Here is a 24652-nt window from a genome sequence, read left to right on the forward strand (position 1 = left end):
CCGCCGGCGCAGCCCTGCGCATCCTGCACGTGCTCGATCATTCGATTCCGCTGCACAGCGGCTACACCTTCCGCACGCGCGCGATCCTGAACGAACAGCGCATCCGGGGCTGGCAGACCTTCCACCTCACCAGCCCCAAACAGGGCATGACGCAGGCCGCCTTCGAGCATGTCGACGGCCTCGATTTCTATCGCACGGCCGCCGCCGGCGGACCGCTCTCGCGCCTGCCGGTGTTCAACCAGGTGGCCGTCATCGACGTGCTGGAAGACCGCCTGTACAACGTCGCTCTCGAAGTCAAGCCCGACGTGCTGCACGCGCATTCGCCGGCGCTGAACGCGGTGGCCGCGCTGCGCGTCGGACGGCGCCTCGGCATCCCGGTGGTGTACGAAATCCGCGCCTTCTGGGAAGACGCCGCCGTCGACCACGGCACCAGCCGCGAATGGGGCCTGCGCTACCGCATGACGCGGGCGCTGGAAACCTACGCGCTCAAGCGCGTCGACGCCGCCACCACCATCTGCGAAGGCTTGCGCGCCGAAATCGTCGGGCGCGGCATCCCGGCCGGCAAGGTCACCGTCATCCCCAACGCGGTCGACGTGGCCGACTTCAGCGTCGACGGCGCGCGCGACGAAGCGCTGGCCTCGCGCCTGCAACTGGCCGGCAAGTCGGTGCTCGGCTTCATCGGTTCCTTCTACGCCTACGAAGGCCTGGACGTGCTGCTGCGTGCGCTGCCGGCCATGCTGGCGGCCGATCCCGGCATCCGCGTGCTGCTGGTCGGCGGCGGCCCCCAGGATGCGGCGCTCAAGGCGCTGGCGCAGGAGCTGAACGTGGCGCAGCAGGTGGTCTTCACGGGGCGCGTGCCGCACGACCAGGTGCAGCGCTACTACAACCTGGTCGACGTGCTGGTCTACCCGCGCCTGAAGATGCGCCTGACCGACCTGGTCACGCCATTGAAGCCGCTCGAAGCGATGGCCCAGGGCCGCCTGCTGGCCGCCTCCGACGTGGGCGGGCACCGCGAACTGATCGAGGACGGCCGCACCGGGGTGCTGTTCGCCGCCGGCGACCCGGCCGCGCTGGCGCGCAAGGTGCTCGATTTGCTGGGCGCGCCGCAGCGCTGGCCCGCGCTGCGCGCCAACGGCCGCGCGTTCGTGGAGCGCGAACGCACCTGGGCCGCCAGCGTGGCGCGTTATCAGAAGGTGTATGGCTCCCTGACATGAAGATCCTGACCTTCACGACGCTGTTTCCGAACCAGGTCAAGCCGAACCAGGCCATTTTTGTCGAAACCCGCCTGCGCCACCTGGTCGCCAGCGGCCAGGTGGAGGCGCGCGTGGTGGCGCCGGTGCCGTGGTTTCCGTTTACCGGCAAGCGCTTCGGCCAGTACGGCGACTTCGCGCGCGTGCCCGCCGTCGAGGAGCGCTTCGGCCTGCCGGTGCTGCATCCGCGCTACCCGGTGATCCCGAAGGTCGGCATGAATTTTTCGCCGGCGCTGCTGGCCGGCGCCGCCAGGGCCACGGTGGGGCGCATGCTGGACGAAGGCTACGACTTCGACCTGATCGACGCCCACTATTTTTATCCGGACGGGGTGGCGGCGGTCAAGCTGGGCCAGCATTTCAACAAGCCGGTGGTGATCACCGCGCGCGGCTCGGACATCAGCCTGATTCCCAACTTTGCCAAACCGCGCAGGATGATCCAGTGGGCGGCCGCCAATGCCGCCGCCGTCATCACCGTGTGCGACGCGCTCAAGACGGAGCTGGTGCAGCTGGGCGCCGACCCGGCCAGCATCACGCCGCTGCGCAACGGCGTCGACCTGCGCCGCTTCCACCAGGGCGACCGCGCCGCGCTGCGCCGCGCGATCGGGCTCGATGGCTTTACCCTGCTGTCGGTCGGGCACCTGGTGGAGCTCAAGGGCCACGACCTGGCCATCGGCGCGCTGCCGCTGCTGCCGGGCGTGAGCCTGCTGATCGCCGGCAGCGGCGTCGAACTGCCACGCCTGCAGGCGCTGGCGCGCGAACTGAAGGTGGAGGAACGGGTGCGCTTCCTCGGCGCCGTGCCGCAGCCCGAGCTGCCGCGCTACTACGGCGCGGCCGACGCGCTGGTGCTGGCATCGAGCCGCGAAGGCTGGGCCAATGTGCTGCTCGAATCGATGGCCTGCGGGACGCCCGTGGTGGCCAGCCGCGTGTGGGGCACGCCGGAAGTGGTGGCCGCGCCGGCCGCCGGTGTGCTGATGCGCGAACGCAGCCGCCAGGGCGTGGCCGACGCCGTGGACGCCCTGCGCGCCGCCTATCCCGCGCACGGCGACACGCGCCGCTACGCCGAGCAGTTCAGCTGGGACAGCACCACCGCCGGCCAGCTGACCCTCTTTAACGCGATCCTGGGGAGACAGCGATGCCGTTGAAAAGTTCGCCGTTGACGACGCCGCCGCTGGTCTCGGTCATCATCCCCTGCTACAACGCCTACCGCTACATCGGCGCGACCATCGCCTCGGTGCTGGCGCAAAAGGACATCGCGCTGGAGATCATCGTGGTCGACGACGGCTCGCGCGACGAGTCGGTGGCGCTGGTGCGGCGCGGTTTTCCGGCGGTGCGCATCGTCGAGCAGGCCAATGCCGGCGTGGCGGCGGCGCGCAATACCGGCATCGCCGCCGCGCGCGGCGAGTGGGTGGCCTTTATCGACGCCGACGACATCTGGCTGCCCGGCAAACTGGCGGCCCAGCTGGCGCAGATGGCGGCGCTGCCCGGGTGCCGCATGGGCTACACCGCGTGGAAGGTGTGGCCGAGCGACGTGGCGCAGCCGTCGCCCGACTACCTGGCGCGCCTGCAGGAGGAAGCGGCGGACGGCGCGCGCTGGAGCGGCGCCTCCGGCTGGATCTATCCGCAACTGCTGCTCGACTGCGTGGTGTGGACCTCGACGGTGCTGATGCAGCGCTCCCTGCTGGCCGAATTGAACGGCTTCGACACCAGCCTGCGCCTGGGCGAAGATTACGACCTGTGGCTGCGCGCCTCGCGCATCACGCCGATCGTGCGCGTGGCGCGCCCGTACGCCCTGTACCGCATCCACCCGGCCAGCATCACCCGGGCCACGCCGGCCGAAAACTACCGCGCGCGCGTGATCGGCCAGGCCCTGGGCCGCTGGGGCCTGGCCTCGCCGGACGGGCGCAGCGGCGACGCCCGGGCGGTGCGGCGCATGCTGGCCAAGAGCTGGAGCGACTTCGCCGGCGCCCACCTGGAAGCGCGCAACCTGGGCCAGGCGCGGCGCGCCGCCTTTGCCGCGCTGCGCACCGACCCCGCCCACCTGCCGGGATGGAAAGTGCTGGTCAAGACCGGCCTCAAGGCGCTGTCGCCATCAAAGGAAAAAGCATGAGCCTGAACATCGGACTGGTAGCGCGCTGCCTGAACACGGAACACATTCGCGGCATGGGCAAGTACGTGTTCGAGCTGCTCAGCCACTCGAAGCACCATCCCGAGATGCACTGGCGCCTGTTCGGCGACGACCAGCGCTTCGGCATGGTCACGCCGCCCGGGGCCAACGTGGAAACCGATATCTTCACGTTTCGCGGCGACCGCTTCCGCGCCTGGGAACAGGTCGGCCTGCCGCTGCGCCTGCGCAAGCTCGATGTCGACCTGCTGCACGCCACCGAAGGCGTGCTCTCGCTGTGGCAGCCGAAACCGACGGTGGTGACCCTGCACGACACGCTGGCCTGGGAAGAACGCGCCGACACGCTTGGCGCGCGCCTGTACTGGGACCATACGATTCCGGCGGCCCTGAAAAAGTGCGCGCACGTGATCACCATCAGCGAATGCTCGCGCACCGACATCCTGGCGCGCTGGCCGTGGCTGGAGCCGAAGCTGACGGTGATCCCGCACGGGATCGACGAAGCCTACTTCACCAGGGACTCGGTCGATCACCCCTGCCCGATGCATCCGCAACTGGCGCAGAGCATCGGCGCCGCGCCATACGCCGTCTACCTGGGCGGGCCGATGAAGCGCAAGCGCCCCGAGTGGGCGATGGAAGTGATCGCCGCCAGCCGCCAGAAGGACCTGAAACTGGTGGTCTGCGGTTTCGGCGCCGCCGCCCGCCGCGCGGCCCTGGCCGAACTGCCGCCGCATTTGCAGGGGCGCGTGCTGTTCGCCGAATTCCTGTCCGACGCCGAGCTGCGCGCGCTGTACCGGGGCGCGCAGGCGGTGCTGTATCCGACCCTGTACGAAGGTTTCGGCTTTCCCGCGCTGGAAGCGCAGGCGGCCGGCGTGCCGGTCATCTTCAGCGCGCTGGGCAGCCTGAAGGAGCTGATCGGCCCGCTCGCCATGGTGGTGCCGCCGCACGACCTGGACGCGTGGGTGGCGGCGCTCGAGCGCGCCGGCAATCTAGGCGAGCAGCGCGCGCCGATGGTGGCGGCGGCGTTCGACTGGGTGCGCAGGTTCGCCTGGTCGGAGAGCTTCGCCAGCCACCTGGCGGTGTATCGCAAAGTGCGTGGCGGCCGATGAAGCGCGTGCTGGCGATCGCCTATCTTTATCCGCCGATTTTCAATTCGGGGACGCGCCGCAGCCTGGAGTTCGTCAACCACCTGCCGGACCATGGCTGGACGCCGACCGTGCTGACGGTGGACAGCCCCGACCCGGCGTCCTGCGATGCCTCGCTGCTCGATGAAGTGCGCCCCGGCACCCGCATCGAGCGCGCGCCCCTGTGGACGCGCCACATGGCGCCCAGGATCGCGGCCCGCTTCGCCAGGCTGGTCGACCCGCAACGCCTGGCCGGCGCGCTGGAATGGCGGGTGCGCCGCCTGTGGAACGTGCCGGACGAATGCGCCAGCTGGATTCCGATGGCGGTCGCGCATGCGCTGCGCCTGCACGCGCAGGAGCCGTTCGACGCCATCTACGCCAGCGGCTGGCCGTGGTCGTCCTTCCTGGTCGCGCGGCAGGTCGCCCGCCGCACCGGCCTGCCCTTCGTGGTCGATTACCGCGACCTGTGGAAGCCGGCCGAGGTGGAGTGGGACAAGACCAGCTGGCTGCAGCGGCGCCTGAACCCGGGCATGGAACGGCGCGTGCTGCGCGCGGCGTCGGGCGTGATCGCCACCACCGAATCGTTCCTGGGACTGCTGCCGCAGGAGCTGCTGCCGCCCAACCGCTTCTTCATCACCAACGGCTTCGATGAAGACGATTTTCCGCCCGCCGCGGCGGCGCCGGCCGGCGACGGCATGCGCATCGTCTACACCGGCGTGTGGCGCCCGGGCTACGGCCCGGACGACCTGTACGCGGCGGTGCGCCTGCTGAAAGAGAAGGGCGCGCCGAACCTCGCGCGCCTGAAGATCGTGGCGGCCGGCTACGCGCCCGGCCCCGCGCGCGAGTACGGCATCGACGACATCGTCGAGGAACGCGGGCGCGTGCAGCACGCCGAGGCGACCGCGCTGATGTCGGGCGCCAGCGTGTTGTACCTGCCGGTCTCGAAAGGCGTCTACGAGCACGCCAGCATGCCCGGCAAGCTGTTCGAATACCTGGGCAGCGGGCGCCCGATCCTGGCCTCGGCGCAGCCGGTCAGCGAAGTGGCCAAGACGCTCACCCAGGTGGGCGGCGCGCGCCGCGCCGACCCGGGCGACGTGGCCGGGCTGGCCGCCATCCTCGCCACCCTGTGCGAGAGCGGCCCCGGCGCGATCTTCTCGCCGCGCATTCCGAGCGAACTGGCGATGTACACGCGCGCCAGCCTGACCGGCAAGCTGGCGCGCGCGCTGGACGCCATCGTGAACCAGCCACGGAGCGCCGCATGAGCGCCGTGCGGCGCGCGATGGCGTTTTCGTTCCTCGAGAGTTATCTCGGGATCGCCCTGAACCTGGTGTCCTTCGTACTGCTGGCGCGCCTGCTCACGCCCAAGGAGGTCGGCCTGTTTTCGGTGGCGCTGGCGATCATCAGCGTCACCCAGGTCATTCGCGATTTCGGACTGGTGAACTTCCTGATCCAGAAAAAGGAGCTCACCGCCGAGTACATCGCCAGCGCCTGGGGCCTGGCCCTGATCCTCGGCACCGGCCTGTTCCTGCTGATCCAGCTGTGCGCGCCGCTGATCGGCGCCTTTTATCATGAAGACAGCCTGACCGCCATCGCCCGCATCGTCGCGCTCAACTTCCTGATCCTGCCTTTCAATTCGGTGTGCCTGGCGCTGCTGCGGCGCGAACTCAATTTCAAGACGGTCATGCGCATCAACCTGTCCGGCGCGCTGCTCTCGACCGTCGCCACCCTGCTGATGGCGTGGCAGGGCGCGGGCGCCTACGCGCTGGCCTTCGGCGCGGTGCTCAACAACGCGATCATTGCGGCCGGCATCTGGCACGTGGGCGCGGCCGCGCGCCTGCTGCGGCCGGCCCTGAGCAAGTGGCGCGAGATCATGAAGTTCGGCGGGCCGCTGACGGTGGCCAATGTGATCACCTCGATCACGATGGATATCAACGACCTCGCGGTCGGCAAGATCATGGGCTTTTCGGCGGTGGCGATCGCCAGCCGCGCGCAGGGCTTGATGAACCTGTTCCACCGCGACTTCATGGGCGCGGTGCGCAATGTGGCGTATCCGGCGTTTTCGAAGGCGGTGCGCAACGACGACAATCTGGAAGAGAAGTACGTCGCCAGCGTCACCAACGTGACGGCGATCGCCTGGACCTTTTATGGTTTTGCGGCCCTGTTCCCGCTCGAAGTGCTGCGCCTGATGTTCGGGCCGCAGTGGGACCAGTCGGCGCCGCTGGTGCCGTATTTCTGCCTGGCCGGCGCCGCCAGCGCCCTGATCAACCTGACCCCGACCGTGCTGCTGGCCGCCGGCCACTCGCAACTGGTGGCCACGGCCGAACTGATTATCCAGCCGGTCAAGGCGATCGCCCTGTGCCTGGTGGTCTTCTATTACCGCAACCTGCAGTATTTCGCGATCGGCTTCATGGTCATGGCCGTGGTCAGCGTGCCGTACTGGTATGCGCTCAAGCAGCGCCGCCTGCCGACCGACTTCGGCGCGCTGGGCCGGAATGCGGGCATGAACCTGATGCTGGCCGTGCTCAGCCTCGCGCCGGCAATCGGCATCGCGCTGTGGCTGCGCCCTGCCGGCCAGGCGCTCGGCCACGCCGCCTTCTTTGCCTGCGTCGGCGCCACCTGCGCGGCCTGGCCGCTGCTGCTGTGGGCTTGCCGCCATCCCCTGTACCGCGAGTTCCTGGCCGTCGTCCAGGCGCGCCGCGCGCAGGCCGGCGCATGAGCGCGCAAGCGGGCTACGTCCCGGCCCTCGACGGCTGGCGCGGCATGGCCATCGGCCTGCTGCTGGTCGGGCACTTCATGCCGCTGCCCGGGATCAATATGGGGCGGATCGGCGTCAGCCTGTTTTTCGTGCTCTCGGGAATGCTGATGGCGCGCTTGCTGTTTATCGACAACGTGGAGATCGGCCATTTTTACAGGCGCCGCATTGCGCGGATTATTCCCGCGCACCTGGTGTTTATTCTCCTGACCTCGATTGCCTGGCTGCTTCTCGGATTGCCGATAAGCTTGTCAGAGATATTACCACCGTTGTTTTTCTTTAATAATTACGTATTCAGCAGCGCGCTCCAATTCGGCCATATCTGGTCCTTGTCGGTCGAGGAGCACAGTTATATCGCGCTGTCGCTGGTGGCCATGGCGGCGCGCGCCTGGCGCCGCACCCCGCTGCTCATCCTGCCGGTATTGGCGCTGCTGTGCGCCGCCGCGATTATCGGGTACCAGCGCGCTTATCCGCCCGGCCAGCAATTGTACGGGCTGATGCTGCATACCGAAACGGCGGCCTATGGAATTGTGCTGTCGGCATTGTTTTGCGTACTGTTTCACCGGCGCGGCCTGCCGCGCACGCATGGCGCCGTCGTTCCGCTGCTACTGGCCGGCGGCATCTGCCTGCACTGGTGGTCGGTGCCGCCCGCCATCGCCCAGGTGGTGGGCGTGGGCGCCTTCGCGCTGGCGGTCAACCTGTTGCCGCGCGCCGCCGCGCCCGTGCAGGCCCTGTTCGCGCTGCGCCCGCTGCGCCAGCTGGGCTTGTGGTCGTTTTCGCTGTACCTGTGGCAGCAGCCCTTGTATGCGGGATGCCTGAAACACGGCTTGCCCCTGCCGCTGGCCCTGGCCGGCGCGGCGGCGTTCGGCCTGGCCTCGTACTACCTGGTCGAAGGGCCGGCGCGCCGCTTCCTCAATGCGCGCTGGGCGCCGCCGCGCGCCGCTTGACCATGCCCGCGCTGTTAATTCGCCGCGCCGTCGGTTAATATACCCACGCTGCTTAAGATAATGCCATCAGGCTATCTGATTATTCGCAGGGTAATATTGAGCAGACTTTCATTGTTATTCCTATTCGGCAATTAAATAATCATTGCCATTCAATCATCCCGCGAAAATTTAATGCGAATTATCTGGATTTGTTTGTGAACGGTCATTTCGTGCGCGGCAAATATGCGGTTAGAATGCTGTTTCCATGCCGCAACAAAAGATATCCTCTCCTCGCTATTGGGGCTGTTGAATGAACGAGCGACGCCGCGTTAATAGCACTCTTTTCATTGTTATTACGAAGAAACCATTATGACCGATTTGCAACGCCGTATTTTCCTCCGCCGCTCCACCATGCTGATCGCTTCCGGCGCGCTGACCGCCTGCGGCGGCGGCGGTGGCGGCGGCAATGGCGCAGCGGCCGCGCCCACCTCGACCGCCGCTTCCGGCGTGCAGACGCCCACCGCCGGTCCGTTCGACCCGGGCACGCCGCCGGTCGTACCGCAGCCGGGCGCGCCGATCGCGAATGCCTCGTTCAGCGTCGTCAGCACCACCGGCCAGGCTTCGGTGCCGTTCTGCCTGGGCTTTGCCTTCCGCCGCGGCGACGTGCCCTCGGTGCGCACGCTCGGTTCGGACAAGGGCGCCTTGCAGGTCAACGTCAAGAACCTGTGGCCGGACGGTTCGATCAAGTTCGCGCTGCTGTCCGGCCAGGCCAGCCTGCCCAGCGCCGCCGGCACCACCGTCAACCTGGGCGTGATCGCCACGCCGGCGGCCGAGACCCCGATCGACACCGCGCGCCTGCGCAACAGCGGCGCCATCGCCGAAGTCGGCTGCGGCGCTTTCGGCACGGTCAGCTGGCAGGGCGCCGACTGGGACAACCCGTTCAAGGTCTGGGTCAGCGGTCCGCAGATGTCGTCCTGGATCTACCGCAAGCCGGTCGGCAGCGACCCGCACCTGGTGGCCTGGCTGGAAGTGCGCCTGTGGGCCAGCGGCGCGCTCGAAGTGCTGCCGTGGATCGAGAACGGCTACCTGCGCGTGGCCGCGCCGAGCAACAAGGCGGCCACGTATACGTTTTCGCTCAATGGCAGCCTGCGCATGTCGGCCGCCATCGACCTCAAACACCACCAGCGCACCCCGCTGATCAGCGGCACCGCCCTGTCGTACTGGGGCGGCGCCGATCCCGGCGTGGTGCCGCGCCAGAATCCGGCCTACCTGCAGGCGACCGAACTGGTGCCCTCGTACCAGGCGCGCCTGGCCGCCGATGCGGCCGCGGTGAAGGCCCTGGCGGCCAGCTACACGCCGCTCCAGGCCGGCAATTTCACCTACGACGGCGACAGCATGGCCTCGTCGGGCTACCAGGATCCGATCGGCCTGCTGCCGCAGCACGACGTGCTGTTCCTGGTGGCCGACACCCCGGCCACCTTCGCCGGCGTGGTGCGCAACGGCTTTTCGGCCGGCCGCTACGGCCTGCACTACCGCGACGAGAGCACCAACCGCCCGCTGCGCTTTTCCAGCTATCCGACCCTGAACATCCGCAACGGCCATGGCTTCAAGGATGCCGGCGGCTCCACCAACGGCCAGTACACCCCGGTGGCCACCGGCGGCAATCCGCCCGGCTGGGACGTGGCGCACAGCCCCTCGGTCGGTTTCGCGGCCTACCTGGTCACCGGCCGTTTCTACTTCATGGAGCAGGTGCAGTTCGCCGCCACCGCGAATTACCTCGGCAATGGCGACAACGCCGCGCTGCGCACCGGCAGCAAGGGGCTGGTGCAGACCGCGGTCGGCGCATGGCAGACGCGCAGCTGCGCGTGGGACTGGCGCACCCGCGTACAGGCCCTGTGCGTCACGCCCGACGACGACAGCGCCCTGCGCGCCGAATTCATCGCCTCGGTGGAAGCGAATATCGAGCATTTCCACGGCCGTTACGTGGCCCGTCCGAACAATCCGTTCGGCTGGATCAAGCCGGGCGAAGGCTACGACGGCACCATCCGCGTGGCCTCGCCCTGGCAGCAGGACTTCGTCACCGCCGCCTTCGGCTATTCGCTCTCGCTGGGCTTGCCCATTTCCGCAGCCGCCAGCACCAAGCTGGGCGCCTTCTTCGCCTGGAAGGCGCGCAGCGCGGTGGGACGGCTCGGCACCAAGGACGGATTCTGGTACGTCAACGCGGTGCCGTACACGATGGTCATCTCGCCCGATGCCAAGCCCGATTACGATAACGGCACCGGTCCCTGGTACAGCTCCGAGGCCGAGGTGTATCGCGCCACCTATGCCACGCCGCCGGCCTGGCTGGGCAAGGTCGAGGGCACCCTGGCGGCCGAATACATGCCGGGCGAACGCGCCATGTGGGGCAACCTGGTGCCGGCCATCGCCTATGCGGTGCGCCACGGCGTGCCGGGCGCGCGCGAGGCGTACGAGCGCATGACGCGCGCCAGCAACTGGGGCGCCTTGCGCGCCGCCTTCGACGTCAAGCCGGTGTGGGGCGTGAAACCGGCGTTCTATACCGCGATCCAGCCGCTGCCGGTGCCCACCACGCCGCAGGAAGGCGATCCGTCCTGGTTCGCCGGCAAGGCGCTCGGCGAATGGATCGAGATCGCCGGCACCGCCGGCGCGGGCGGTTCGGCGGTGCATGCGTACAGCGGCATCGCCTTCAACGAGCGCACCAACGAGATCCTGATCGCGGCCGCCGGCGGCCACCTCGATTCGGCCGACAACCGCGTGGTGTCGCTGCGCCTGACCGACAATGCGCCGGTATGGCAGCTGCGCCACAGCCAGACCGTGACCACCGCGATCGACCTGGCGCACTACGTCGACGGCAAGCCGACCTCGCGCCACCTGTACAGCACCATGCATTACGTGCCGCAGCTGAACCGGGTGATGACCTTCGGCGTGCGCGCCGCCTACGGCAACGCGCATTCCTTCCACAAGGTCGACGGCTTCGACCTGGAGACCAACACCTGGGACCCGGCCGGCACCTGGCCCGACATTCCGGTCGGCCACCTGGGCGCGGTCGGCATCCGCGCCACGGGCGACGTCTGGAGCACCGGACTGGCGCGTTTTTCGGCCAGCACCCGCAGCTGGAGCCAGCCGATCACGCAGCGCACCAACGACAGCGTGCGCTGGCCGATCGCGCACGACTCGCTGCGCAACCAGCTGTTTTCGCTGAACTGGGCGGACGGCATGGGTTACGGGGCGCTGGGGGTCTTCGCTTCGCGCGTGCCGCTCGACGGCGCGGCGCAGATCTCGGTGTCGTTCAATCCGAGTGAAGCGCTGGAGCGCTTCAAGGCCGACAAGCCGACCTACGCCGGCATGGACTACGATCCGGCCAACGACCGCTTCCTGTTCTACTGCGGCCAGGACGGCGGCGCGGGGCGCATCTACGTGATCAAGCCGAACGGGGGCAATACCTGGGACATGAGCATGTTCGAGGTGGCCGGCAGCACCATGCCGCCCGCGACCTCGTCGGCCGGGGTGCATAACCGCTTCCGCTACGTGCCGGCGCTGCGCGGTTTCATGCTGATGCCGAACGGGAAGTCGAACATCTTCTTCATCCGTACTTCGGCATAGGCGCGGCCTATTTCAGCTGGTCGGCCACGCCGCGCGCGGCGCGGCCGGCCGCTTCGCGCGCCAGTCCGGTCAGGCCGCGCAGCGCTTTGGGGTTGTACGCCACCAGGCCCCAGCGCTCGCGCCGGTGGCTCATCCAGGTCGCCTTGTACGGGTCGTCGCCGATCAGGTAATCGATCTCGCTGACCTTGTCCTTGTCGAGCGCATGCTCCATCAGCATGGCCGTGACCAGGGTCCCCGGCGAGTAGTTCTTGAAGCGCTCGTCGTAGGCCAGCTTGTAGATCTCGGCCCGTCCGTGCGCGACGATCCACAACTGCGCCGCCACCGCCTCGCCGTTCAGCCACGCCACGCCCAGGCGCAGGAAGCCCTTGGCGGCGTAGGTCTGCATCAGCGCCGGCATGAACCTGGGGAAGGGCTCCGGCTTCTTCCAGCTGGCCGCGTACACCTTCTCGTAGGCCGCGATCGCCGCCGGCAGTTCCTTCGGGCTGGTGACCATGGCCAGGGTGCCGCCGTCGGCGGCGAACTTCTTGCCCATGCGGCGCAGGGTGTTCTGCAGCTGCCCGCTGCGCGCCTTCAGGTAGCTGGCCCAGTCGAAATCGACCGGCTGGTACCAGTTCCCGAACGAGAAATACTCGAACGCGATCCAGCCCTTGATCCGCATCGCGCTCAGCAAGGTCTGGTAGGCGTGCGAGTCCGGGTCCATCGGCGTCAGGGTCAGCGAGGCCATGCCGGGGAATTCCTGTTGAATCGCCGTCAGCACCGCCACCATGTCGCGCGATTTGAGGCCCGCATCGAGCACCGGTTCGTACAGGCTGGTGTAGAAGTTCGACAGCGAAGCGAGCTGCCACGCGCCGCGCACTTTCTCGGCGCGCAGCGGCAGCACCGCCAGCGGATGGTCGCCGTTGCGCAGCACGTAGAAACGCAGGCCCGGATTGTCCGGGTACACCGTCTCGACCAGGTTGCGGTACCACGCCAGGCCGCAGCCGACGTTGTGCTTTTCGGCCTTGGTCATGAAGGCCTGCACGTCCGCCGGCAGCTCGTCCGGGTGGTGGAACACGTCCACCGCCAGGGCGTCGGGGGTCCTGGGATTGCTGCGCCAGGCGTGCAGCGTTAACGTCAGCGCTTCCGTCACGTCCCACCGGTACAGCGTGCGGTGGCGGATCCAGCGCTGGCCGGTGGCCCACTCGAGCTGGTTGTGGTCGGCGTCGGTGTAGAACTCGATGACGCCGCCCGGTTGGTCCGCAAACGCGTGCTCGATCACGCTGCGCAGCAGCAGGCGGCCCGGCGAAAAGTCCGACAGGGTCTCGTCGTAGCAGGTCTTGAGCATCACGTACATGCCGTTCTGGCGCAGGATCAGGCGCGAGGCGGCCAGCCTGTCGTCGAACCACAGCTCGCAGACCAGGGCATGTCCCTCCCTGGCGGCGCGCCGCAGCAGGTCGCGGTAGAACTGGTGCTGGGCCGGCGACGAGCCGACCGAGGTGCCGCTGCGGCCCTTCCAGCCGGCGCCTTCGAGTGCGGCGTAGCGATCCACCGCGGCGTCCATGTCGTCGACGTCGACCAGGCGCGCCTGGTGCTTGACCACGCCGCTTTCGGCCAGGCGTTTCTGGTAGCGCTTGATATTGCTTTGCAGGCGAGGGCGCGCGGCCCAGTACTGTTCCAGGGTGCCGGCCAGGGAAATCTGCATCGTCAGCGCGTGATTGAGCAAATGCCCGCGCGGCGCGGCGCCCGACAGCACGCCGCCGACGTGCGGATCGTTGCACATCAGGTCGAGCTGGATCGCCATGCCGGGCAGGCTGGCCAGCAGCAAGGGCAGCAGCGTGGCATCGGCCACCAGGGTGGGGGCGATCTGCGCCTGCGACGGCAAAAAGCTGGTCCACACCAGCGGATTGCGCCGCCGCAGCACGCACATGGCCTCGATCGCGCCGTCGCGCCGGTACACGCACAGGCGTTCCTGGCCGTTGCCGAAGTGCTGCAGCAGGTCCTCGATGAACACCGTGGTAAGCAGCGGATGGTCGCCGAAACGGCGCGTGTTCAGCTCATCCCACACGGGGCCGTAGGCGCCCAGGGAGCGCCGCAGCGCCATGGTGGTCCAGCCATCCGGGCCGCGCAAATCGTCCGCACTCCTCATGCCAGCACTTTCGCGACCAGCGCCGTCATCCACGCCATCTGCTGCGCGGACAGGCCCTGGTGGCAGGGCAGGTGCAGCAGGTGCAGGCGGTAGTTGCGCGCCACCGTGCAGCTCGACACCGCCATGTCGTCCCAGCGGAAGATCGGCATGCCGGCTTGCTTCAACTGGTAGAACACCGGGTCCGGTTCGGCGATCGTGATCGGGAACATATACGGCGCGCAGTCGTCCGGCAGGTCGGGCATGAGGGCCTGGCCGCCGCGCGCGCCCGCTACGGCGTCGAGCCACTGGCGGTAGTGCAGGCGCCGTTGTTCGACCAGCGGCGCGATGCGGGTGTGGCGCATGACCCAGCGCGACAGGGCCAGGCTGTTCTTGTTTTCCATGGCGCGCTCGTACATGGGCGAGGGCTGGTCGTGGCGCTCGGCGATGTCGTGCCCGCGCAGCGCGGGGTCGCGCGGCACGGCGTCGCTGGCATCGGCACGGGCGGCGCGGTTGCGCGACCAGGCCGACGTGAAGGCCTTGATCTCGCGCAGCAGGCCGGGACGGGCCGGCGGCGTGATCGGAAACAGCGCCGGGTTGGCCCACAACACGCCGCCGTCTTCGCAGCCGAAGAATTTATAGGGGCTGGCCATCAGCACATGGTCGGCGTTGGCCTGGCCGGTCTGGGCCCGTTTGGCGGCCACCTGCCAGGCGTGCGAACAGTCTTCGATGAACATGATGCCGTGGTGGCGGCACACCGCGCTCACCGCCGCCAGCAGCGCCGGCGGCTGTTCGAAGCCGAAGTAGTGCGGCAGCACCAGCGCCTTGACGCCATGGTCGCCCGGCGCCAGCAGGGCGCGGATGCTGTCCACGCGCGGGCGCAGGTCGCTGTCGACCTCATAGAACAGCACCGTGCCGCCCAGCGCCAGCGCCGGGTCGATCATGGTGCGGCAGTGGTAGGACGGGGCCAGCAGCACGCTGCCGGGACCGATGCCGCCGGCCTGGCAGGCCGCGTGCATGGCGTAGCGGCCGCGCGCGAAGTGGCGCACGGCGGTGCCGTCGATCAGGGCCGGGGCCACCGTGCCGCCGCCGAAACCCAGGTCGGCCCAGCGCAGGACCGGGAACAGGGGAGCGCGCGGACGGGGAAACTCACATGCAACGGCGTCGAAACGCTGGTATTCGGGCATCGGTAATCAGCTTTGCGGTGCGGAGCGCTGCTTGAACCACTGCTCCATCATCATCAGGACCCACACCATGGTGCCGTGGTAGCCGGCATGCTCGTTGAGGTGCTGGCCGACCAGCGCGTCGATGAACTCCGGACGCACGATCTGGCGCGCCTTGAGGTCGGACAGGCTGTCGAGCGCGAGCTGCTGCAGCGGCTTGTGCTTTTGCAGCCACACGCCGAAGGGCAGGCCGAAGCCGTGCTTCTGCTTGGTGATGATGTCGTCGGGCAGGAAGCCGCGCAGCGCTTCCTTGAAGAAGTAGCGCAGCTGGGTGCCGTTCAGTTTCTGCCTGGCGGTCAGGCGCGCCGAGAAGGCGACCATGCGGTCCGACAGGAAGGGGAAGGCCGCTTCCATCGCCGCCAGCTCGCAGGCCTTGATCACTTTCGGCAGGTCGTTGTCGGCCAGGGTGACCTTGAGGTCGAGCGCCAGCATGCGGTTGATCAGGCTCGATGCATCGTTCTGGGCCCAGGTGTGCGCCAGGCTGGCCAGCGGCGCGCCGGTGTCGGCACCGGCCAGGAAGCCGGCGGTAAACACCTGCGACGGGCCGAAGCGACCCAGCAGGTTGTAGGTTTCCAGGCGCGCCGGCATCGGCAGCGAGGCTTGCTCGATGTAGCTGCGCGCCTTGCGGATCAGTTTCAGGTGGCGGCCGGCCGGGAAGTTGAAGACGGCCGGTTCCAGCAGGGCCTTGCGCAGCAGGCCGGGGACCTTGTCGTACAGGGCGAACACGTGCTGCTTGGAGTAGCGCTCGTTGCCGCCGAAAAGTTCGTCGCCGCCGTCGCCGCCCAGCATGCGGGTGATGCCGTCGGCGCGCGCCATGCGCGCGCAGTAAAAAGCCGGCACCGCCGAGGCGTTGCCGAAGGGCTGGTCGAACACCGCGCCGATGCGCGGAATCGCGGCCACCACGTCGTCCGGGGTGACGTAGTACTCGTGGTGGCTGGTGCCGAAGTGCTTCGAGGCCAGGCGCGCGTACGACATTTCGTCGTAGCCTTCGGCTTCGAAGCCGATCGAGTAGGTGTTGACCGGCTTGTCGTTCAGCTCGCGCATGACGCCGGCGATGGTGGAACTGTCGGTGCCGCCGGACAGGAAGGCGCCGTAGGGCTGGGTGCCGGCGGCATCGAGCACGCTGCTGCGCAGCAGCTCGCGGAACTGCTGCTTGAGGTCCTCGAAGGAGTGTTGCGGCTGTTCGTCGAACACCATGCGCCAGTAGGTGCGCTTTTCCACGCCGCCGTGTCTGAAGCGCAGGCATTCGCCCGGCAGCAGGCGTTGCTGGCCGCGGTACACGGTGCCCGGCGCCGGCACCATGTGGAAGTAGACGTAGTTGTACAAGCCTTGCGGATCGATGGCGGCCGGCGTTTTCGGGTGGCGGATCAGGGCGTCGGACGAGGTGGCGAACACCAGCGCCTCGCCCGCCGTCTGGTAGCTCAACTGGTGGGTGCCCATGCGGTCGATCGCCAGCAGGGCGTCGCCTTTGGCGTCGTCCAGGATGGCGAGCGCGAAGGCGCCGCCCAGTTTGACGCAGACGGCGTCCGGGTCGCGCCGCCACAGGCGCGCCACGCGCTCGGCCAGGCCATCCTGCTGGCCTTGGCCTTGGCCTTGGCCTTGGCCTTGGCCTTGGCCTTGGCTTTGGCCTTGGCCCTGCGCGGCGGCGCCGTCGTCGAGTTCAGGTTCGCCCCATACCGCCACCAGCAAGCCGTCGCCCTGCCAGACATGGCTGCTTTGCGCGCGCGCGGACAGCGCCAGCGCGCTGCGCGAGGCCTGCAGGGTGGCGACCGGGTTCTGGTCGAAGGCCGCCAGCGGGACCGCCATGGCCTCGATCAGGACCCGGTTGTCGGCGGCGCCGGCGCCGTGGCCGATCCAACCACACAGCCCGCTCACTGCGGCATCCCGGAAAATTCAGTCATTGCACTCCTCGCGCTTGCGTTGGGTTTTATTCGTTGGTTGCGGATTATGGCATCAGACCAGCACTTCCAGCGCCACGGGATGGCTGAGGAAGGCGGCCGGGCTGGCCGACAGGCCGTAGGCGCCCGACTGGAACACCACCACCAGGTCGCCGACGTCCGCTTTGGCGAGCGACATCTGGTCGGCCAGCAGGTCGAGCGGGGTGCACAGGGGGCCGACCACGGAGACGGTTTCGCGTTCTTGCGCGTGCATGCGGTTGCCGATGGCGACCGGGTAGTTCTTGCGGATCACCTGGCCGAAATTGCCCGATGCCGCCAGGTGGTGGTGCAGGCCGCCGTCGGTGACCAGGTAGACCTGGCCGCGCGACTCCTTGCGCTCGATCACGCGGCTGACGTAAATGCCCGCCTCGGCCACCAGGTAGCGACCCAGTTCGATCACGATCTCGGTGTCCGGCAGGTCGCGCCGCACGTCCGGCAGGATGCGCTTGAGGTTTTCGCCCACGGCGGCCAGGTCGAGCCGTTCTTCGCCGGGGAAGTAGGGAATGCCGAAGCCGCCGCCGATGTTGAGCGTGCGCAGGGGCCCGGGCCAGTGCGCGGCCAGGCGGATCGCCAGCGCGAAGGTTTTTTCGTGGGCGTCCTGGATCGAGGCCGCTTTCAGGTTTTGCGAGCCGCTGTAGATATGAAAGCCCTGGAAGTCGAGCGCCAGTTCGCGGATGCGGCCCAGCATGGCGGGCACGCGCTCGGCGTCGACGCCGAACTGTTTCGGCCCGCCGCCCATTTTCATGCCGGACGATTTGAGTTCGAAATCGGGATTGACGCGCACCGCCACGCGCGGCGCGAGGCCCAGACGGCGGCCGATGACGGCGATGCGTTCCATCTCCGCCTCGGACTCCATGTTCAGGGTCACGCCGGCGGCGATGGCGCAGCTCACATCGCTGTCGCTCTTGCCCGGACCGGCGAAGCTGACCAGGTGCGGCGCCATCGGCGTGTCGAGCGCGACCCGCTGTTCGCCGCCGGAGGCGATGTCGATGCCGTCGACCAGGGTGGCCATGTGCTGCACCACGGCCGGCATCGGGTTCGCTTTCATGGCGTAGTGCAGGCGGATCTCGGGCGGCAGGTGGCGCCGCAGCAGTTCGACCCGCTCGGTCAGGCTGGCGCGGTCGTAGGCGTAGAAGGGCGTGCGTCCGACCCGTTCGGCCAGGCGCGTGAGCGGCATGCCGCCGATCCGCAGGCAGTCGCCCTCGACCTCGAATTGCGTCAGCGGCGCGTGTTGCGGGCGCGGGGCGCTCATTGCGCGGCTCCGTGCGCGGTTTCCATGAACAGCTGTTCCATTTGTACGCTCAAGAGTTTGCGGTCGATCTTGCCGTTCGGGTTGCGCGGCAGGCTCTCGGGCGCGATGATCACGCGCGCCGGCAGCATGTAGGCCGGCAGGTGCGGCTTGCAGGCCGCCAGCAGGCTGTCCGCCGTCAGGCCGCAGCCTTCCTTCGGATGGGCGACGACGACGATGGCCTGCCCCAGGGTGGGATGGGCCAGGCCGATGGCGGCCGCTTCGGCCACGCCTTCGCGCGCGTAGATCACTTCTTCGACTTCGGAAGGGCTGACCCGGTAGCCCGAGGTCTTGATCATTTCATCGTTGCGGCTGATGAAGTACAAAAAGCCTTCTTCATCCTTGCGCACGGTGTCGCCCGACCACACCGCCATTTCGGTCAGGGTCAGGCCGTGGTGGATGGACACCACCGGCTTGAAGCGTTCGGCGGTCTTGGCGCGGTCGTTCCAGTAGCCGAGCGAGACCAGCGCGCCGCGGTGCACCAGTTCACCGGCTTCGCCGGGATCGCATTGGCTGCCGTCGGGACGCAGGACCATCACTTCGGCATTCGGGATCGCCTTGCCCATCGAGTCGGGACGGCGATCGAGTTCCGCCGGCGGCAGGTAGGTGGAGCGGAAGGCTTCGGTCAGGCCGTACATCAGGAACGGTTGCGCCTTCGGCAGCGCGCGGCGCAGCGCGTCCAGGGTGGGGCGCTGCATGGCGCCGCCGGAATTGGTGAGGTAGCGCAGGGTGCAGTCGGCCGGCCAGGGCAGGGGCGCGATCTGGATCCACAGCGGCGGCACGGCGGCCAGGCCGGTGATGCGTTCCGCTTCCACGGCCTTGAGGATATCGCGCGCCAGCAGGTGGTTGATCAGCACCGCGGTGGCGCCGACCGAAAACGCGGTGGTCAGCTGGCTCAGGCCATAGTCGAAACTGAGGGGCAGCACGGCCAGGATGCGGTCGGCCGGCGTGTTGTCCAGGTAGCTGGCCACGCTGTTGGCGCCGGCCACCATGTTGCGGTGCGACAGCACCACGCCTTTCGGCTTGCCGGTGCTGCCCGAGGTGTACAGGATGGCCGCCATGTCGGTATCGATATTGCGCGCCGGGGTGGCCGGCGCGGCGGCGGCCAGGGCCGCATCCCAGGCCAGCACCCTGACGCCGTCGAGCGCGGGCGCGCTGTCGAACTTGCCGGTGACGATGACGGTGTGCAGGTCGGGGCAGGCGCCCAGGGCCGCTGCCAGCAACTTGAGGCGGTCGGCCGAGGTGACCAGGATGCGCACATTGCAGTCGGCCAGGATGTAGGCCACCTGCTCGGGTTTGAGCAAGGGGTTGACGGGAACGAACACCCCGCCGGCGGCCGCCGCGCCGAACATGGCGGCCACATTCTCGATGTTTTTCTCAAGATAGACGGCGAGCCGCTCGCCCCGGCCCAGGCCCAGGCCGAGCACGCTTGTCGAGACTTGCCGTACGGAATCCGCAAGTGTTGCGTAATCCAGACGGCGGCTGCCATAAACCAGCGCCTCCGCTTGTGGTGAACGGCCGGCAGAGCGGAAGATGAAGTCGTGGATCAAGTCACTCATTGAAACCTTGCATACGGCTGGAAGCCAAAGCGTTGCTGTTCGGGGTGAAAAGGGGGCGACTTGCGCCATGGTTGCGCGCTGGTCAAATTGTGCGGAGAACAATTTTTCTCCGCAAGCGATATTTGGAAGAAGTTCAAGTACAATCTTACCACTTGAACACTAACAATATCAATTACATATTACTTAAGCGAATCCGTCATGGCCGCTTAGCCTAACCGGACCTTGCCAGATCGTTCATGAGAGACCTTGTCATTACGCTGGCTGTGTTCGGCTCGCTACCGTTCATCCTGAAGCGCCCGTATATCGGCGTGCTGATGTGGGTATGGATCAGCGTGATGAATCCGCACCGGCTCAGCTGGGGCTTCGCGTATTCCTTCCCGTTCGCCGCCATTATCGCCGGGGTGACCCTGATCGGCCTGCTGGTCACGCGCGAGCCCAAGAAGCTGCCCATGACGCCGATCGTGTGCACCCTGATGCTGTTCAGCGCGTGGATGGGGATCACGACGATTTTCTCGATGTGGCCGGACGAATCGGTGGTGATGCTCAACCGCGTCTCGAAGATCATGCTGATGACCTTCGCCACCATCATGCTGATCAAGACGCAGAAGCAGATACAGCTGCTGATCTGGACCCTGGTCGGCTCGCTCGGCTATTACGGGGTGAAAGGCGGCATCTTTACCGTCGCCACGGGCGGCAGCAGCATCGTGTGGGGGCCGCAGGGCAGTTATATCGAGGGCAATAACGAAGTCGCGCTGGCCTTCATCACCATCATTCCGATCATGTTCTACCTGTATATGTCGGCGGAAAAGAAGTGGATTCGCTGGGGCATGGCGGCCTCGATCATGCTGTGTTCCTTCGCCGCGCTCGGTTCCTATTCGCGCGGGGCGCTGGTGGGGATTGCCGCGATGCTGTTTTTCCTGTGGCTGAAAAGCCCGAAAAAGGTCTTGCTGGGCGGCCTGATGGTGCTGATGGTGCCGTTCGCCATCGCCTTCATGCCCGACAAATGGTCCTCGCGCATGGAGACCATCAATACCTACAAGGAAGACAGTTCGGCCATGGGGCGCATCAATGCCTGGTATATGGCCTACAACATGGCCAAGGACCGTCCGCTCGGCGGCGGTTTCGAGATCTATAACCGCACCGCCTTCGAGCTGTACGCGCCGGTGCCGGACGATGTGCACGCCGCCCACAGCATCTATTTCCAGGCGCTGGGCGAGCATGGCTTTGTCGGGCTCGGCATTTATTTGCTGCTGGCTTTCCTCACCTGGCGCAAGGCGGCCTGGATCGTGCGCATCTCGGCCACAAGGGAGGACTTCAAATGGGCCGGCAACCTGGCCCGCATGATCCAGGTGAGCCTGCTCGGCTTCGGGGTGGGCGGCGCCTTCCTCAGCCTGCTGTACTACGACGTGCCCTATTACCTGATGGCGGCGGTGGTGAGCATGGGCTACATTATCGATAAAACGCTGGAGGCCGAAGCCGCCGCCGCCAGGGTGGCCGCGCGCGAAGCCGCCCGCGCCGCCCAGATCGAGGCCCATGCCCAGTCCCAGGCCCACAGTCCGGCCGCGCCATGACCCTGTCGACCATGAAAGAGCATTCCATGCCGTATCAGCGTACCGATCGCTTCGATTCCGGACCGGCAGGACCGGCCTGGGCCGGCATGGCCAGCCGGGCCATGCGCCACCTGGGCTTCCTGGGCAGTGCGCGCCAGCGCCTGTCGATCCTGATCTTCCACCGCGTGCTGCAGCAGCAGGATGCGATTTTTCCGGACGAGGTCGATGCGCGCCGTTTCGACGCCCAGCTGACCCAGCTGAAGCAGTGTTTCAACATCATCCCGCTGGCCGAGGGCGTGCGCGGCCTGAAGGCGGGCAAGCTGCCGCCGCGCGCGGCCTGCATCACCTTCGACGACGGCTATGCCGACAACGCCACCGTCGCGCTGCCGATCCTGCAGCGGCACGGGGTGCACGCGACCTTCTTTATCGCCAGCGGCTTCCTGGACGGCGGGCGCATGTGGAACGACACGGTGATCGAGCTGATCCGCCGCGCGCCTGCGCGCATCGACCTGCGGCCAGCCGGGCAGGGCGAATTCGCGCTCGATGGCGCGGGCCAGCGCCAGGCGGCGATTGCGACCCTGCTCGGGGCGCTCAAGTACCTGCCGCTCGAGCAGCGCCTGCGCCAGGTGGCGGCGCTGTGCGCGCTGGTGCCGGTCGACTTGCCGGACGACCTGATGATGACCTCCGGCCAGGTGCGCCTGCTGCACCGGGCCGGGATGACGATCGGGGCGCATACGGTCAACCATCCGATCGTGGCGCGCATGGACGCGGCCGGGGCGCGCCAGGAAATTGCCGATGGCAAGGCCGCGCTGGAAGCGATCGTCGGCGCGCCGGTCACGCTGTTCGCTTACCCGAACGGCAAGCCGGGACAGGATTACCTGGCCGAGCATGTGGCGATCGTGAAGGAACTGGGTTTCGAGGCGGCGGTGTCGACCTCCTGGGGCGCGGCGCGGCCGGGCGGCGACCTGTTTCAATTGCCGCGATTTACGCCGTGGGACAAGGGCCAGTTCCGCTACCTGCTGCGCATGATGCAAAATTTGCGGCGCAATGGCGATACCGTCTGAGGGGCGCACGCGAAGTGGCGCTCTGGACGGTTTATCCGGGCGCCGTGTACCATGGCGCGCTCTCCACGTCGTTGCCGCCCTGACGCGGGAACGGCGCTACATCTGCATTCAATCTCTCTAGGATTTCCATGTATCTCGAAGACATCAAAACCATCCTCACCGACGTGCTCAGCCTGGGCGATGCCGGCAAGGACCTGAACGAACAGTCGGCCCTGCTGGGCAGCATCCCCGAGCTCGACTCGATGGCGGTGGTGAACCTGATGGCCGCGCTGGAAGAACATTTCGGCATCACCATCGACGACGACGAAATCAGCGCCAGCACCTTCGAAACGCTGGGCAGCCTGAACGCCTTCGTGCAGCAAAAACTGGCCTGATGACTGCCCATCCCAAGCCGCCGGGCGCCGAGCCCTTCTTTCTCCGGACGGACTTGGGTCAACGTTTCTGCCTGTTTCACCCGCCCGCCGGCGCGCGCTGCCGTGGCGCGGTGCTGTACGTCCATCCTTTTGGCGACGAAATGAACAAGGCGCGCCGCATGGCCGCCCTGCAGGCGCGCGCGCTGGCGGCGCAGGGTGTCGGCGTGCTCCAGCTCGACCTGTACGGCAGCGGCGACAGCAGCGGCGAGTTCGCCGAGGCGCGCTGGGAGATCTGGAAAGACGACCTGGCGGCCGGCTGCGCCTGGCTGTCGGCGCGCCTCGACGGCGCGCCGCCAAGCTTGTGGGGCCTGCGCCTGGGCGCCCTGCTGGCGCTGGACTACGCGCATGCCGCCCGCCATCCCCTGGCCAGTCTGGTGCTGTGGCAACCGGTGCAGAACGGCGCCACCTTCCTGACCCAGTTCCTGCGCCTGCTGACCGCCAACGCCATGCTGGCCGAGGGCGCCGACGGCGCCGTCGGCGCCCTTGGCGCCCTCGGCAAGGCGTCCGGCAAGAGCGCCAGCGCCTTGCGCGCGGCCCTGCTCGGCGGCGAGATGCTGGAAGTGGCCGGCTACGAAATCGCCCCCGCGCTGGCGGCCGCCATCGATGGGGTCGACGCGGCCCGGCTGGCGCCGCTCGGCTACCCGGTGCACTGGCTGGAAACGTCCAGCGCGGCCGAGCGAGCGCTCACGCCCGCCGTGACGCGCCTGGCCGACGCCTGGCGCGCGGCGGGCGTCGCGCTGCACCTGCAGCAGGTGAGCAGCGCGCCGTTCTGGTCGACCCAGGAAATCGCCGAGTCGCCCGCGCTGCTGGCGGCCACCTCGGCCCTGTTCGCAGGAGGACCGCATGCACGATCGTGACATGGACTATGCTGAAAACGTCGTGCGCTTCAGCTGCGCCGGCGAGGCCTTGTTCGGGATCGTCAGCCTGCCCGTCCAGCCGGCCAGGCGCGCCGTGCTGATCGTGGTCGGCGGCCCGCAGTACCGGGTCGGCAGCCACCGCCAGTTCACCACCCTGGCGCGCGGCCTGGCGGCGCAAGGCATCGCCGTGCTGCGCTTCGATTACCGGGGCATGGGCGACAGCGAAGGCGCCATGCGCGACTTCGAGGCGGTCGGCGAAGACTTGCGCGCCGCCGTCGACAGCCTGTTCGAGGCCGTGCCCGGCCTCGACGACGTGGTCATCTGGGGCTTGTGCGACGGCGCCTCGGCCGCGCTGTTCTACGCCGCCGGCGATGCCCGCGTGAGCGGGCTGGTGCTGCTCAACCCGTGGGTGCGCACCAGCGGCGGCCATGCCAAGGCCACCATCAAGCACTATTACCGCGCCCGCCTGTTCGACCCGGCACTGTGGAAGAAGATCGTGCGCGGTCAATTCGACGTGCGGGCGGCCGCCGGCTCCTTCCTGCGCATCGCCGCTGCGGCGCTCGGCAAGGGGCAGGGCGGCGCGGCCGGCAGTGCTGTCGCGGCGGCATCGCTGCCCGAACGCATGCAGGCCGGGCTGGCGCGCTTTCGCGGCAAGGTGCTGTTGATCATCAGCGGCGCCGACCTGACCGCCCAGGAATTTCTCGACACCGCCGCCGGTTCGGACGCGTGGCAGGCCTTGCTGGCCGCGCCGCGCGTGTCGCGCCAGACCCTGGCGGAAGCCGACCACACATTTTCGCGCCGCGTGTGGAAAGAGCAGGTGCTGCACTGGACCGGCGACTGGCTGCGCTCGTGGTAAGCCGCGCCGCCC

18 protein-coding genes are annotated in these 24652 nt (G+C 67.9%); 13 read left to right on the forward strand and 5 right to left on the reverse strand.

All coding sequences use genetic code 11. The annotated features are described in order from the left end of the window. The first annotated feature begins 14 nt into the window (after nt 1-14). From EJB06_RS09085 to EJB06_RS09120, 8 genes are all read left to right on the forward strand, one after another. A complete protein-coding gene (locus EJB06_RS09085; RefSeq protein ID WP_126073965.1) occupies nt 15-1214 on the forward strand; it encodes a TIGR04063 family PEP-CTERM/XrtA system glycosyltransferase in 1200 nt (399 codons plus the stop codon). Further along, entirely contained in the window at nt 1211-2392 is a 1182-nt protein-coding gene (locus tag EJB06_RS09090; RefSeq protein WP_126073687.1) for a glycosyltransferase family 4 protein, read from the forward strand. The genes EJB06_RS09085 and EJB06_RS09090 overlap by 4 nt, the downstream gene beginning before the upstream one ends. After that, nucleotides 2383-3357 carry a glycosyltransferase family 2 protein gene (locus EJB06_RS09095; protein WP_126073688.1) on the forward strand — a complete coding sequence of 325 codons (975 nt, stop codon included), beginning with the start codon at nt 2383-2385 and terminating at the stop codon, nt 3355-3357. Before EJB06_RS09090 ends, EJB06_RS09095 begins: the two co-directional genes overlap by 10 nt. Further along, nucleotides 3354-4478, forward strand: coding sequence for a glycosyltransferase family 4 protein (locus EJB06_RS09100; protein WP_164557875.1), 1125 nt, complete (start codon nt 3354-3356; stop codon nt 4476-4478). The genes EJB06_RS09095 and EJB06_RS09100 overlap by 4 nt, the downstream gene beginning before the upstream one ends. Beyond that, nucleotides 4475-5755, forward strand: coding sequence for a glycosyltransferase (locus tag EJB06_RS09105; RefSeq protein ID WP_126073690.1), 1281 nt, complete (start codon nt 4475-4477; stop codon nt 5753-5755). Before EJB06_RS09100 ends, EJB06_RS09105 begins: the two co-directional genes overlap by 4 nt. Then, the gene (locus tag EJB06_RS09110) at nt 5752-7209 is read left to right on the forward strand and encodes a lipopolysaccharide biosynthesis protein (protein ID WP_126073691.1); all 1458 of its coding nucleotides are present in this window, start codon (nt 5752-5754) and stop codon (nt 7207-7209) included. The genes EJB06_RS09105 and EJB06_RS09110 overlap by 4 nt, the downstream gene beginning before the upstream one ends. After that, the gene (locus tag EJB06_RS09115) at nt 7206-8192 is read left to right on the forward strand and encodes an acyltransferase family protein (RefSeq protein WP_126073692.1); all 987 of its coding nucleotides are present in this window, start codon (nt 7206-7208) and stop codon (nt 8190-8192) included. Before EJB06_RS09110 ends, EJB06_RS09115 begins: the two co-directional genes overlap by 4 nt. 348 nt (nt 8193-8540) lie before the next feature. Further along, nucleotides 8541-11792, forward strand: coding sequence for a hypothetical protein (locus tag EJB06_RS09120; RefSeq protein ID WP_126073693.1), 3252 nt, complete (start codon nt 8541-8543; stop codon nt 11790-11792). Between the two features lie 7 nt (nt 11793-11799). Here EJB06_RS09120 and EJB06_RS09125 read toward each other — a convergent pair whose 3' ends face one another. The 5 genes from EJB06_RS09125 to EJB06_RS09145 all read right to left on the reverse strand — a co-directional run bounded on the left by EJB06_RS09125 (nt 11800) and on the right by EJB06_RS09145 (nt 19900). Further along, a complete protein-coding gene (locus EJB06_RS09125; RefSeq protein WP_126073694.1) occupies nt 11800-13917 on the reverse strand; it encodes a GNAT family N-acetyltransferase in 2118 nt (705 codons plus the stop codon). Then, nucleotides 13914-15080, reverse strand: a complete 1167-nt coding sequence (locus tag EJB06_RS09130) for a DegT/DnrJ/EryC1/StrS family aminotransferase (protein WP_126073695.1) — start codon at nt 15078-15080, stop codon at nt 13914-13916. The genes EJB06_RS09125 and EJB06_RS09130 overlap by 4 nt, the downstream gene beginning before the upstream one ends. A 6-nt stretch (nt 15081-15086) precedes the next feature. Further along, nucleotides 15087-16991: an asparagine synthetase B family protein gene (locus EJB06_RS09135; RefSeq protein WP_126073696.1), complete on the reverse strand. Its 1905-nt coding sequence runs from the start codon at nt 16989-16991 to the stop codon at nt 15087-15089. Nucleotides 16992-17069: 78 nt separating this feature from the next. Beyond that, complete coding sequence (locus EJB06_RS09140) at nt 17070-18305, reverse strand: pyridoxal-dependent decarboxylase, exosortase A system-associated (RefSeq protein ID WP_126073697.1); 1236 nt, start codon at nt 18303-18305, stop codon at nt 17070-17072. Next, nucleotides 18302-19900 carry an acyl-CoA ligase (AMP-forming), exosortase A system-associated gene (locus EJB06_RS09145; RefSeq protein WP_126073698.1) on the reverse strand — a complete coding sequence of 533 codons (1599 nt, stop codon included), beginning with the start codon at nt 19898-19900 and terminating at the stop codon, nt 18302-18304. The genes EJB06_RS09140 and EJB06_RS09145 overlap by 4 nt, the downstream gene beginning before the upstream one ends. Nucleotides 19901-20136: 236 nt before the next feature. On the opposite strand from EJB06_RS09145, the gene EJB06_RS09150 reads away from it, so the two are divergent. The 5 genes from EJB06_RS09150 (at nt 20137) to EJB06_RS09170 (ending at nt 24640) form a co-directional block, all read left to right on the forward strand. Beyond that, nucleotides 20137-21471, forward strand: coding sequence for a putative O-glycosylation ligase, exosortase A system-associated (locus EJB06_RS09150; protein ID WP_126073699.1), 1335 nt, complete (start codon nt 20137-20139; stop codon nt 21469-21471). A gap of 26 nt (nt 21472-21497) precedes the next feature. After that, nucleotides 21498-22514 (forward strand): polysaccharide deacetylase family protein, encoded by a 1017-nt coding sequence (locus tag EJB06_RS09155; RefSeq protein WP_229426987.1) that lies wholly within the window; start codon nt 21498-21500, stop codon nt 22512-22514. A gap of 128 nt (nt 22515-22642) precedes the next feature. Beyond that, nucleotides 22643-22888, forward strand: a complete 246-nt coding sequence (locus EJB06_RS09160) for an acyl carrier protein (RefSeq protein WP_126073700.1) — start codon at nt 22643-22645, stop codon at nt 22886-22888. Continuing rightward, entirely contained in the window at nt 22888-23784 is an 897-nt protein-coding gene (locus EJB06_RS09165; RefSeq protein ID WP_126073701.1) for a hydrolase 2, exosortase A system-associated, read from the forward strand. Before EJB06_RS09160 ends, EJB06_RS09165 begins: the two co-directional genes overlap by 1 nt. After that, on the forward strand, nt 23771-24640 hold the full coding sequence (locus EJB06_RS09170) for a hydrolase 1, exosortase A system-associated (protein WP_229426989.1): 870 nt from the start codon (nt 23771-23773) through the stop codon (nt 24638-24640). The genes EJB06_RS09165 and EJB06_RS09170 overlap by 14 nt, the downstream gene beginning before the upstream one ends. Nucleotides 24641-24652: the final 12 nt, after the last annotated feature.

Source organism: Massilia atriviolacea (assembly GCF_003953935.1).
In the GTDB taxonomy this organism is placed as follows: Bacteria; Pseudomonadota; Gammaproteobacteria; order Burkholderiales; family Burkholderiaceae_D; genus Telluria_A; species Telluria_A atriviolacea.